This is a genomic window from Vicinamibacterales bacterium (assembly GCA_035699745.1).
Lineage (GTDB): Bacteria > Acidobacteriota > Vicinamibacteria > Vicinamibacterales > 2-12-FULL-66-21 > JAICSD01.
Genome location: DASSPH010000009.1, coordinates 1 through 11,629 on the forward strand (window position 1 = coordinate 1; position 11,629 = coordinate 11,629).

Genomic DNA, 11,629 nt, shown 5'->3' on the forward strand with positions numbered 1-11,629 from the left:
TAGGCGCGCCAGTCGGCCGAGTACTGCGCCGCCTCCGTGAGCGGCCTCGTGAAGCCGGAGAAGCGCTGCAGGCGCAGGTACGGGAGCGCGAGCGGCAGCACGCAGACGATCGCCACTGCCGCGCCGACGGCCATCGCGTACCAGAACCGGCGGTCCTTCCAGAGGTGTCGCGTGATCACCGCCGTGATCACCGCGACCACGAGCATCAGCGTGGTGAGGATCGCGTAATACCCCGAGATCGTCGCCTGCGCCGCGACGGCGAGCCCGAGGACCGCGCCGCGGCGCCAGCCGGGCACGTCGAGCAGACGGTGGAAGGCGAGCAGCGTGAAGGGCAGGCCGCCGATGATCAGCAGCTGGATGTGCGACGTGCGTCCGAACACGTAAGGACAGAAGGCAAAGCAGATCCCGGAAACGACGGCGGCGCGCCGGTCGCCGGTGAGATGCCGCACCAGGTAATACGCGCCGGAGAAACTGAAGCCCAGCGACAGAAGGAAGACGACGTTGAGCGCGAGGTACGGATTCTTGCTCGCCCAGTAGACCGGCGCGGCGACCACGCCGGCCGCCAGGTTGTTCTCCGAGAAGGCGAGCGTCTGCTGATGCGGATAGAAGATGTTCGCGTTGAACAGATTTGCCGGATCGGTGACCAGCGTGCGCGCGACCCAGGCAACGCTCCAGATCGACCATTGCCCGTCGCTGTTCTCGGAACGGCCGACGCGGTCGAGCTGTGTGACGAACGGATACGTGAGTGCCGCCGCGAGCAGCATGCCTGCGGCGAACACCACGAGCGCCTCACGCCAGCCGTGTCCTGTGAACTTAATTCCCATCCGCGGGTCGACCACACTAACAACTTTTCACCGCGGTTACCAGTGGGTCAGCCGCCAAAAAGCGGCAGAACCGCCTCCGCCGGCAGGGGAAAGGCAAGATCCGCTCCGATACCGGTGGTTTCCGGGTTGACTTCGATGACGAACGCTCCCCGGGCGCGTGCCTGCGCCGCCAGGGCCGCCGCGGGATACACCACGCTCGAGGTGCCGATGGACAGAAACAATTCGCACGCCGTCGCGGCATCAGCCGCGCGGAGCGCAGCCGGCGGGATCGCCTCGCCGAACCAGACAACGCCCGGACGAGCCAGCCCGCCGCACTCCGGGCAGTGCGGCGGCATCGGCGCGAGCGGAACCCGCAGGTCCTCCCAGTCCGGCCGGCCGCAGCCGGCCGCGCATTGCATGATCCAGATCGAGCCGTGATAGCGGATCACGTGCTGCGTGCCGGCGCGCTCGTGCAGGCCGTCGACGTTCTGAGTGACGAGGGTGAATCCGGGACGCGCGCTCCATTGCGCGATCACCCGGTGTGCCGCATTCGGTGCGCACGCCGCGATGACCTCGCGTCGCCAGGCGTACCATTCCCAGACCAGCAGCGGATCGCGCGCGAACGCTTCGGGCGTCGCGAGCTGCTGCGGCTGGTGGTTGCGCCACAGTCCGCCCGCGCCGCGAAACGTCGGTACGCCGCTCGCCGCCGACACGCCCGCGCCGGTGACGACGGTGATGCGCCGCGCCGCGGCGAGACGGCGGCGCACGTCCTCGACCTCGAGCTGCATACGTCATAATTACAGCGTGACGCCTCTGACGCACGTGCCCGTCGCGGCCGGACCCGCTTACGCCGAAGCGATCCAGCGGCTGCCGTCGAAGTTCACGGCGACCCTTCGCGCCGAGCCGGAAAACCGCTTCAACCACGCGGCGGTGGCCGTGACCGTCTCGGGCGACAAGATCGGCTACCTGCCGCCGGATATCTCGCGTCACTACTTTGCGGCGCTCAAGGATGCACCGGGAGTCGAGTGCCCCGGCCGCCGCACGCCGCTCTCCGCGCACGAGAACACCGGAACCGACATCCTGCTCGACCTGACCGGAGTGCCGTGCGCCGGATGACGCGTTCGCTGCTGCTCGTCCTGGCGATCGCGCCGGCGCTCGCCGCGCAGGCGCCGGGCTCCGCCATCCCGCCCGGAGCCGAGCGCGCCTACGGTGCGCTCGAGCAGCGCGTCGACGGAGAGCTGGCGATGGATCTCGTCCGCTTCATGGATCGCTACTGGCGCATCTCCGGCAATCCGGGTTTCAACGCCTCGGTCGATCGCATACGCGACGAGGCCGCCCGTGCCGGTCTGGCGGTGCGGGTCGAGGAGTTCGCCGCGCGCAGCCGCGGCTGGGACTATGAGATCGGGACGGTGGCGTTCGCCGACACCGGCGAAGTCCTGCTGTCGCGCGAGCGCGACCGCGTGTCGCTCTGCATCAATTCCTTCTCGACGCCCGACGGCGGCGTCGACGCCCCGATCGTCGACGTCGGCGCCGCGACCCCCGCCGATTTCGCCGGAAAGGACGTCAAGGGGGCGGTGATCCTCGGGCGCGCCCCGGTGCAGCAGCTCTGGCAGCAGGGCGTCAAGAGCCGCGGCGCGCTCGGCGTCATCTCCACGGCGATCGCCTCCTACATCCGCCCGGACGATCCGGCGCAGTTCACGTTTCCCGATCAATGGGACGTCTTCCAGTGGGGCAGCGTGCCCTACGACGCTGACGCGAAGGCCTTCGGCTTCAAGGCCGGCGTGCGCGTGGCGGAGCGGATCCGGGCGCGGTTGAAGACCGGCCCGGTGCGCGTCAAGGTGAACGTGCAGTCGTCGTTCTACGACGGTCCGAGCCGGATGGTCGTCGCCGAGATTCCGGGGACGATCGCGCCAGCCGAGCGGATCGTCATGGTGGCGCACATCCAGGAGCCCGGCGCCAACGACGACGCGAGCGGGTGCGGGACGCTGCTGGCGATGGCGGTCGCGCTGCAGAAAGCCATCGCGGCGAAGCGACTGCCTCCGCCCGGCCGCACCCTGACGTTCATCTGGGGCGACGAGAACCGCGCCAGCCGCGCCTGGCTCGCGGCGCAACCGGAGCGCGCCAGAGGGGTGCAGTACATGTTCTCGCTCGACATGACCGGCGAGGACACCGCGAAGACGGGCGGCACGTTCCTGATCGAGAAGCAGGCGGATCCCGCCGCCGTCTGGGCGCGCCCGTCGGATCCGCACACGGCGTGGGGCGCGGGCGAGGTGAAAGCGTCGGAGCTGAAGGGCAGCCTGCTCAACGACGTGCATCTTGCGATCTGCCGCCGCCGCGCCAGGGATACCGGCTGGACGGTGAAGACGAACCCCTACGAAGGCGGCAGCGATCACACCGAGTTCAAGAACGCCGGCATTCCGTCGCTCCTCGACTGGCACTTCACCGACCGCTTCTATCACACCAATTTCGATCGTCCGGACAAGACCAGTCCGGCCGAGATGGTGAACGTGGGCGTCTCGGTCGCGACGAGTGCCTGGTTTCTCGCGTCAGCGACGGAACAGGACGCGCTCGCGGCGGTTCGCCTGATCGGCGAGGCCGCGTCGGCGCGGCTCGCGCTCGAGCGGTCGCAGGCGGCGACGTCCGAGATCCTCGAGGCCTGGCGCAAGTGGTATGGCGAAGCGCTCGACAGCGTGCGCCGGCTGAAGCCCGGCGAACCCTCATCGGCCGTCGACGCCGCCGTCGCGGCCGCCCGGACGAGGCTGGATGCAGATCAGGCCCGAGCACCCCGCTGACGCCCCGGCGGTACGGCCGGTGAACCTCGCCGCGCTGCGCGAGCTTCGTCCGGTCCGTCTGATCGCGCTCCTGCTCATTCTCTGCCTCGAGGCCGCGTGCGCGTCGCGCGCCCCGCGTTCGTACTGGCCGGGGTTCGGCCGCCTCGAGAACGTGCTGAACTGGACGCCGCAGCAGCAGCTGCGCGGCTACCGCAACATCGACCGGATCTTTCCGACGCGTCCGGTCGCGCGAAGCACGCAGCCGTTTCCGCTGACGGAAAGCCGCGGCGGCCTGTCGTCGCTTGGCTACGCCATCGACGGCCGCAGCTTCGACGTGGACGCCTTCATGCGCCACAACCACGTCGTCGGGCTCCTCGTCGTCAAGGACGGGGCGATCGTGCTCGAGCGGTATGCCGGGGGCAATTCCCGTCACACGCGCTGGTACGCGTTCTCCGTCGCCAAGTCGGTGGTGTCGATGCTCGTCGGCGCGGCGGTTCGTGACGGGTTCATCCGATCGCTCGACGCGCCGGCGAGCGATTATCTGGCCCTGTTGAGAGGAACGGCGTACGAAGGGGTCACGCTGCGGCAGATGATGCGGATGACGTCGGGCGTGGAGTGGAACGAGGACTACGCGGACAGCAGATCCGACATCGCCCGGACCGGCGGCTCGGCGCTCGATCGTCTGCGCTACCTGATCGCCAGGCCGCGCGTCGCGCCGCCGGGAACCCGGTTCAATTACAACACCGAGGAAACCAATCTCGTCGGCGCGGTGCTGCGCTCTGCGATCGGCAACAATCTGTCGGCGTATCTCGAGGAGAAGATCTGGCGCCCGTTCGGGATGGAGGATGACGCCAACTGGCTGCTGCTGTCTGAAGGGGGAGCGGAGCACGGCGGGTGTTGTCTGAGCGCGACGCTGCGCGACTACGGACGGATCGGGTTGTTCGCGCTCCGCAACGGCCGCACCGCCGGCGGCGAGCCGATTCTGCCGGACGGGTGGATGGCCGAGACGACCGCACCATCGCCGGCGAACCGCAGTTACGGGCACCTGTGGTGGGCGCGTCCGGGCGGCGCCTACGCGGCAATCGGGATTTACGGCCAGGCGATCTACGTCGATCCGGCGCGCTCGCTCGTCGTCGTGACGCACAGCGCCTGGCCGCGCGCGACGGGCCAGGAGTTCTCGTCGCATCGCGAGGCGCTGTTCGCCGCCATCGCGACGGCGACGGACCGGATGCGCTGATACGTCGGGGCGCCGCGCGGATCAGGCTGGCGCCAGCGCTTCGCGCAGCCGCGGCGCGACCCGGGTGCCGATCAACTCGATGCTCTTCATCATGGCGGCGTGCGGCAGCATGCCGTTGCTGTATTTCAGGTTGAATCGCGCCAGCCCCAGCGCCCGCACGGTGCGGGTGATCTTCTCCGCCACGGTATCGGGAGAGCCGACGCACAGCGCGCCGTCGGGCCCGGCCTCGCGGTCGAACTGCGCGCGCGACGCCGGCGGCCAGCCGCGCTCGGCGCCGATGCGGGTCATCATTGCCGCGTAGTGCGGCCAGAGCTCTTCGCGGGCCCGCTCGTCGGTGGCGGCGACGTGCCCGGGCGAGTGGACGGCGATCGGCAGCTCGGGCTGACCGAGCTTCTCGAGCGACTTGAGATACAGGTCCACGAACGGTCGAAAGCGGATCGGGCTGCCGCCGATGATCGCCAGCGTCAGCGGAAGTCCGTAGCGCGCGGCGCGCACGACCGACTCGGGGCTGCCGCCGACGCCAATCCAGGTCTTCAGCGGTCCGCGCTCGATCGGCGGATACACCGTCGCCCCCTGCACCGCCGCCCGCGTCGTCCCGCGCCAGGTCACCGGCCCGCCTTTGAGCAGTTCGGCGAACAGCGACACGCGGTCCTCGAACAGCTCCTCGTAGCGCGCGAGATCGAAGCCGAAGAGCGGATACGACTCGGTGAACGAGCCGCGCCCGAGGATCACCTCGGCCCGTCCGCTCGACAACGCGTCGAGGGTGGAGAAGCGTTCGTAGACGCGGATCGGATCGTCCGTGCTGAGCACGGTGACCGCCGAGCCGAGCAGCAGGCGCCTGGTCCGCGCCGCGATCGCCGCCAGCACCACCTCCGGCGCCGAGATCGAGAAGTCGGGGCGGTGGTGCTCGCCGACGCCGAACGCGTCGAGCCCGAGATCGTCCGCGAGCACTGCTTCCTCGATCACCTCGCGCAGCACGCGGGCGTGAGTGTTCGGTGTGCCGTGTTCGTCCGCCGTGATGTCGCCGAAGGTGTCGAGGCCGAAGGCAAATGCGCTGGTCATTCCTCTCATTCTAGGACGCGGACCGCCCCAGGCGCGCAGCAGCGCCGCGCTACTCAGCGAGCCACTTCGCGTAGAACTTCGCAGCCGGGGAGCCCGGCATCCGCTCGAGGACGGTAACGTGCCCGCCGCGGTCGATGCGCGCCATGCGCTGGCGGACGTCCCGGAGTACGGCGGGGGCGCCGTTCGGCTGCACCGGCGAGACGACCCACACCCGCCGCGGCGCGATCGCGCGGAACGCGTCGGGAAGGTCGAACGTCTTCAAGGCGCCCGGCACCACCAGGTGCGTCACGTTCTGGTGGATCTTCGCGCGGACGATGTCCATGAAGGACGTGATGGAGCGTTCGATCGCCACCTGCTGGATGGCGGGCTCGAGCGCCGCGGCCAGCAGCGCCAGCGCGCCCGCGCTTTCCTTGCCGACGATCGAGATGCGGGCTGCATCCACCCGCGGATCCGCCTGCAGCAGCCGGAACGCCAGCAGCACGTCTTCCACCTGCATCGCGGCGAGCGGTTGTCCGGTCAGCCACGTGCGTGCGGCGAGCTGGTACGTGGCGTCGTATCCGGTCGTCCGCGGCGGCGGCGCGGCCTCGCCGATGCCGCGCGGATCGACCGCCAGGACAATCCGTCCGGCGCGCACGAACTCCAGCACGTCCTGCCCTGCCTGCGACTCGCGTGTCTTCCCCAGGGAACTGACGACGAGGATCGCGGGAGCTGGTCCGCTCACCCCGTCCGGCACGAACTTCAGCGCCGGCACGCGGACGCCGGCGCGCGATTCGATTTCCAGCTTCTCGATTTCGTAGCCGCTGCGCCGAATGCGTCCCTTGTCGGTGAAGGCTGGTGCGCGCTGCGGTACCGGCAGTTCCAGAGCGCGCGCGATCTGTTCGCGAGTCGCCGCCGGCCTCGACTGCTCGAGACGGCGTGCGACCGCCAGGTTCAGCGATTGCACGGTCTCCGAGCCGGACGAGGTCGACAGCTGTCCGGTCGGCGTCGCGTACAGCACGCTGTCCGGTTCGGGTTCCACTGGGCCCTCGTCACCCGCGCTGTCGCGTTTGAGGAAGTGCTTGTCGAGCCACCGGTACGCCGCTTCGCGGCGCGGCTTCGACCAGCCGTGCGTGTCGTCGTACTCGAAATAGCCCGCGCGATCCGCCGCGCCGAGCCTGTCGAAGAGCGTCGCGGCCTCGCGATAGGTCTTCCGTGCGCCGTCGATGGGAAAGAAGTCGCGAACCGCCGTCGTCATCAGGATCGGTTTCGGCGCGAAGGCGAGAAGAAAGTCGCCGAAGTCGAAGCCCTCCCGCAGGAAGCCGGGGAACACCTGCTCGGCGTCCTGCGGACCCTCCGACGGCCACAGCTCGCGCCAGCCGGTGATGTAGCAGGAGACCACCGCGGCGGCCAGGCGAGGGTCGAGCACGGCGAGGTAGGCCGCCTGTGTGCCGCCTCCCGAATTGCCGGCGACCGCGATCCGCGCCGGATCGACCTCAGGTCGGGTCAGCAGGTAATCGAACGCGCGGATCCCGTCGATCGCCATGTAACGCGCCAGGGTGGCGCCGGTGAGCATCGCCTGAGTGCCGGCCATGATGTGCTCGGGCACGCCGATGCCCGCCCGCGAACGCCCGGTGTCGGGATCGTAGTACTCGAGCCGTTCCCCCTGGCCGGGCGGGTCGAACGCGAGGACCACGTAGCCGCGGGTCGCGAAGCCGATCCATGCGGACTGGTAGACCGCCGACGCCTTGCCGTTGGTGCTGTGGCCGGCGGTCCCGATGATCGCGGGGTAGGGCGCCATGCCGCGCGTGGGCAGATAGAGATTGGCGGTGACGCGAAACCCTGGAAGGCTCTCGTAGATGACGTTCTCGACGCGATAGCCCTCACGCACGAAGCGCGAGGTCGTGCGCGCGTTGAGCGGCGTCTTCGCGGCCGGCAGTCCGCCGATGAGGGCCGTCAGCCGCGTGCGGATCGTCGCCTGCCGCGCCTCGATGTCGTCGCGCGTGCGCAGCCGGGCGATCGCCTCCGCGCGCTCGTCGAGGAGACGATTCGCCGCTGCGGTGAGGTGCGCGTCGAGCATGCGCGCGTAGTCGCCGCCGACCAGCAGCTCGTTCGGCTGCGCCTGGAACAGGCCGGACGCCAACAGCAGCAGCCCCACGAGCGACAGCCACGAGGAATGTCTCGACCGCATGTGCGACGACGCTGACTATACGATCCATTTGACACGGCCATGACGGCGTTCTAGAGTCGCCACCGCCCGATCGCGAGATCAAGTACCTCGGGACGCTCACGCACGAGGAGGCATATGAACCGGCGGGAGTTCCTGCACCGCGGTGTCGCCGGCGGAGTCGGCCTGCTCGGAACCGGCGGTCCGGCCGTCGCCCAGGCGTACCCGTTCACGCTCGGAGTCGCGTCCGGGGATCCGACGCCGGACAGCGTCGTCATCTGGACGCGGCTCGCGCCCGATCCGCTGAACGGCGGCGGAATGCCGCCGTTGCCCGTGCTGGTGCACTGGCGCGTGGCGCTCGACGCGCAGTTGACGCGAGTGGTCACCTACGGCTGGACGATCGCGTGGCCGGGGCTCGCCCACGCGGTTCACGTGGACGTCCGCGGACTCTCTCCGGATCGCTGGTACTACTATCAGTTCATCGCCGGCGCGATGGAAAGTCCCGTCGGCCGGACCAGGACGCTGCCGGCGCGCGGCGCGCCGGTCGATCGATTCCGGTTCGGCGTCGTGTCGTGCCAGAACTGGCAGACCGGCTTCTACTCGGCGTACCGCAACCTGGCGCGTGAAGACCTCGATCTCGTGGTCCATCTTGGCGATTACATCTACGAGTCCGGACCGCGGCCCGGCCCGCGCCAGCACAACGGGCCCGAGGTGCAGAGCCTGAGCGACTATCGCAACCGCTACGCGCTGTACAAGACCGACCCGCACCTGCAGGCGGCGCACGCGGCGTTTCCGTTCTTCGCCGTGCCAGACGATCACGAGGTCGACAACAACTACGCGGGCGCGGTGTCGGAAGACGAGCCCGACGTCGCGGCATTCCTCGCGCGCCGCGCCGCCGCCTACCGCGCCTACTACGAGCACATGCCGCTCAGGATCAGCTCCTTCCCGATCGGTCCCTGGATCCGCTTGTATCGCCGCATCGCGATCGGCGATCTCCTGCAGGTGAACGCGCTGGACACGCGGCAGTTCCGCAGCGATCAGCCGTGCGGCGGCGGTCTGAAGTTTCCGTGCGCCGGGCAGCTCGATCCGGCGCAGACGATGACGGGGGAGGCGCAGGAAGCGTGGCTGCTCGATCAGCTGGATCGTTCGACGGCGCGATGGAACGTCATCGCGCAGCAGACGATGTTCGCGCGGTTCGATTTCCTGGCCGGCCCGGGCCAGCTCTTCAACATGGATCAGTGGGACGGCTACGTCGCCGCCCGGCAGCGCATCACCGACTTTCTGCAGGCGCGGCGGCCGGGCAATCCCGTCGTGCTGACCGGCGACATCCATTCGAGCTGGGTGCACGACCTCAAGGCCGACTTCGCCAATCCCTCGAGCGCGACCGTCGGCACGGAGTTCGTTGGGCCGTCGATTACGTCGGAATTCGTTCCAATCGGCATTCCTCTGGTGCTCGCCGCGCTCGCCGACAATCCTCACACGAAGTTCTTCGACGGCCTGTTCCGCGGCTATCTGCGCTGCACCGTGGACCACGACGCCTGGACGACGGACGTCCGCGCCGTGCCGACGATCCTCACCGACGAAGCGGACGCCTTCACGCTGGCGTCGTTCGTCGTCGCCGACGGGCAGCCGGGCGCGGTGCGCGTCACCTGAAGGCCGCCTTGCGCGAATGCGTCTGATTCGGCTGCTCGGCGGCTCTCTCGCGGCGCTCGTTCTGGGCGGATGCGCGAGCGGTCTCTCCGGCGATTCCGCGCCGGGGAGTTTGACGACGGTGCGATGCGGCGGAGGCGTTCCTGCCGGAGCGCGATGCGCCACGCTGCGGGTGCCCGAAGACCGCGAGCACCCGGATCGGCGCAGCATCGCGTTGCGGATCATGACGTTGCCTGCGGAGGTTCCGGCGAGCGCGCCGGACTCGGTGCTGTTCCTCGCGGGAGGGCCGGGGCAGGCAGCGACATCGCTGGCCTCGTTCGCCGGCGCGTCGGGTCTGCGGCGGACGCGGGACATCGTGCTGGTCGATCAGCGCGGCACAGGGGGATCGAACCCGCTGGAGTGCCGCTTTTACGGTCCGCCCGAACATCCGCAGAGCTACTTCGCGCCGTTCCTCCCGCTGGACCAGGTTCGAGCCTGCCGCGAGGCGCTCGCGTCGCGCGCCGATCTTTCCCAGTACACGACCTCGGCGTCGGTCGCGGATCTCGAGGCCGTGCGTGACGCGCTCGGGCTCGACCGCGTGAATCTCATCGGCCTCTCGTACGGCACCCGATTGGCGATGGAGTACCTGCGCCGCCACGAACGGCACGTCCGCGCCGTCGTCCTCGACGGGCCGGTGCCGCCGTCGATCGCGATGCCGCAGGACTTCGGACGGCTGGCGCAGGCGAGCGTCGACGGATTGCTGACCGAGTGTCTCGCGGTGCCGGCGTGCGCGTCGGCGTTCCCGGAGATCCGCCGCGAGAGCCGCGAGGTGTTCCGGCGGCTGCAGGACAGTCCGGCCACCGTCGAGGTCGCGCATCCGGACGGCGGCGCGGCCGGCCGCGTCGTTCTGACGCGCGACCATGCGGCCGAAGCGATCCGCTACATGACGTATGTGCCGCGGTCGGCGGCCGACGTGCCGCTGGTCCTGCACCGCGCCTACACGGGCGACCATCGGCCGCTCGCGGACTTTCTGATTCGGGATCGGCGGACGGGCGGGTTCGACGGCCTGTATCTCTCGATCACCTGCGCCGAAGACGTGCCGTTTCTCAGCGGCGACGCGGCGGACCGCGATCGCGATACGTATCTTGGATTCTACCGGGTCCGCGAGCAGCGCGCCGCATGCGCCGAGTGGCCGCGCGGCCGCGCCCCGGACTGGCGCGGCGTGCCGGTCACCTCGAACGTGCCGGTCCTGCTGCTGACCGGCGCGCTCGATCCGGTCACGCCGCCGCAGCATGGCGCCGAGATCGCGCGAACGCTCCGGAACAGCCGTCAGCTGTCGGTGCCGTTCGCCGGCCACTCGCGCGCGGGGCTCGCCGGTCTGGCGTGCGTCGACGCCGCCGTGAGGACGTTCGTGGAGCGCGCCGATTTCACCGGCCTCGATCCGGCGTGCCTCGATTCGATCGCGCGTCCGGCGTTTTCACTGCCGCGCTGACCTGCCTCAACCGCTCAGCAGCAGCAGCAGCGCGCCCGCCGCCGACTCGGTCCGGACCGAGCGGGGGAGTCGCCGCGGGGCGGGTGGCACGCGGCGTGAAGTCTTCGCGCCCATGAGCAACACGCCTTCGACCTCACCCGGCCCGACCAACCCGACGCCGACGGGTCCGGCACCTCAGCCGAATCCGAGCCCGATGCCGAATCCGGCGCCGCATCCCAATCCGGGGTCCAATCCGAGCGCTTGATCGGCTCGGGATTTGTTATAATGTCTTTCTCCTGACGCGGGGTGGAGCAGCCCGGTAGCTCGTTGGGCTCATAACCCAAAGGTCGCAGGTTCAAATCCTGCCCCCGCAACCACTTTCATCGGCACGCAAAGGTCGCCTGTTTCCGGCAACCTTTTTGTTTGTTGGGCGGCAGTCAGCATCGCGGCCAGGTTCCCTCGCAACTCGATCCGGAGCTGGCCGCCCTCCGGGCTCAAGACAATCGAATCAAT

At 69.5% G+C, this 11,629-nt stretch carries 9 protein-coding genes and 1 tRNA gene; 6 read left to right on the forward strand and 4 right to left on the reverse strand.

Annotated features, from left to right (window positions below):
• Both VFK57_00885 and VFK57_00890 read right to left on the reverse strand, forming a co-directional pair.
• Positions 1 to 782 (reverse strand): hypothetical protein (locus VFK57_00885; GenBank protein HET7694233.1); only part of this gene is annotated, 782 nt, incomplete at its 3' end.
• 89 nt (positions 783 to 871) lie between these two features.
• Positions 872 to 1,591, reverse strand: a complete 720-nt coding sequence (locus VFK57_00890) for an NAD-dependent protein deacylase (protein ID HET7694234.1) — start codon at positions 1,589 to 1,591, stop codon at positions 872 to 874.
• 16 nt (positions 1,592 to 1,607) lie between these two features.
• Here VFK57_00890 and VFK57_00895 point away from each other — a divergent pair, with 16 nt between their 5' ends.
• From VFK57_00895 to VFK57_00905, 3 genes are read left to right on the forward strand one after another with little or no spacing between them, the layout of a single operon-like run.
• Positions 1,608 to 1,919, forward strand: coding sequence for an HIRAN domain-containing protein (locus VFK57_00895; protein ID HET7694235.1), 312 nt, complete (start codon positions 1,608 to 1,610; stop codon positions 1,917 to 1,919).
• Positions 1,916 to 3,595 (forward strand): M28 family peptidase, encoded by a 1,680-nt coding sequence (locus VFK57_00900; protein ID HET7694236.1) that lies wholly within the window; start codon positions 1,916 to 1,918, stop codon positions 3,593 to 3,595. The genes VFK57_00895 and VFK57_00900 overlap by 4 nt, the downstream gene beginning before the upstream one ends.
• Positions 3,567 to 4,811: a serine hydrolase gene (locus tag VFK57_00905; protein ID HET7694237.1), complete on the forward strand. Its 1,245-nt coding sequence runs from the start codon at positions 3,567 to 3,569 to the stop codon at positions 4,809 to 4,811. The genes VFK57_00900 and VFK57_00905 overlap by 29 nt, the downstream gene beginning before the upstream one ends.
• A gap of 21 nt (positions 4,812 to 4,832) precedes the next feature.
• On the opposite strand, the gene VFK57_00910 is transcribed toward VFK57_00905, so the two are convergent.
• Together VFK57_00910 and VFK57_00915 are read right to left on the reverse strand one after the other, a co-directional pair.
• Positions 4,833 to 5,873 carry an LLM class flavin-dependent oxidoreductase gene (locus VFK57_00910; GenBank protein ID HET7694238.1) on the reverse strand — a complete coding sequence of 347 codons (1,041 nt, stop codon included), beginning with the start codon at positions 5,871 to 5,873 and terminating at the stop codon, positions 4,833 to 4,835.
• A 49-nt stretch (positions 5,874 to 5,922) separates the two neighbouring features.
• Positions 5,923 to 8,040, reverse strand: coding sequence for an acetylxylan esterase (locus VFK57_00915; GenBank protein HET7694239.1), 2,118 nt, complete (start codon positions 8,038 to 8,040; stop codon positions 5,923 to 5,925).
• Positions 8,041 to 8,154: 114 nt separating this feature from the next.
• On the opposite strand from VFK57_00915, the gene VFK57_00920 reads away from it, so the two are divergent.
• From VFK57_00920 to VFK57_00930, 3 genes are all read left to right on the forward strand, one after another.
• Positions 8,155 to 9,669: an alkaline phosphatase D family protein gene (locus VFK57_00920; GenBank protein ID HET7694240.1), complete on the forward strand. Its 1,515-nt coding sequence runs from the start codon at positions 8,155 to 8,157 to the stop codon at positions 9,667 to 9,669.
• Between the two features lie 220 nt (positions 9,670 to 9,889).
• A complete protein-coding gene (locus VFK57_00925) occupies positions 9,890 to 11,137 on the forward strand; it encodes an alpha/beta fold hydrolase (protein HET7694241.1) in 1,248 nt (415 codons plus the stop codon).
• A gap of 279 nt (positions 11,138 to 11,416) precedes the next feature.
• A tRNA-Met gene (locus VFK57_00930) sits at positions 11,417 to 11,493 on the forward strand.
• Positions 11,494 to 11,629: the final 136 nt, after the last annotated feature.

Bases quoted from the DNA above. Each gene is read 5' to 3' on its own strand.
- VFK57_00890 (HET7694234.1), bottom strand. From the start codon at position 1,591: ATGCAGCTCGAGGTCGAGGACGTGCGCCGCCGTCTCGCCGCGGCGCGG.
- VFK57_00900 (HET7694236.1), top strand. From the start codon at position 1,916: ATGACGCGTTCGCTGCTGCTCGTCCTGGCGATCGCGCCGGCGCTCGCC.
- VFK57_00905 (HET7694237.1), top strand. From the start codon at position 3,567: ATGCAGATCAGGCCCGAGCACCCCGCTGACGCCCCGGCGGTACGGCCG.
- VFK57_00910 (HET7694238.1), bottom strand. From the start codon at position 5,873: ATGACCAGCGCATTTGCCTTCGGCCTCGACACCTTCGGCGACATCACG.
- VFK57_00915 (HET7694239.1), bottom strand. From the start codon at position 8,040: ATGCGGTCGAGACATTCCTCGTGGCTGTCGCTCGTGGGGCTGCTGCTG.
- VFK57_00920 (HET7694240.1), top strand. From the start codon at position 8,155: ATGAACCGGCGGGAGTTCCTGCACCGCGGTGTCGCCGGCGGAGTCGGC.
- VFK57_00925 (HET7694241.1), top strand. From the start codon at position 9,890: ATGACGTTGCCTGCGGAGGTTCCGGCGAGCGCGCCGGACTCGGTGCTG.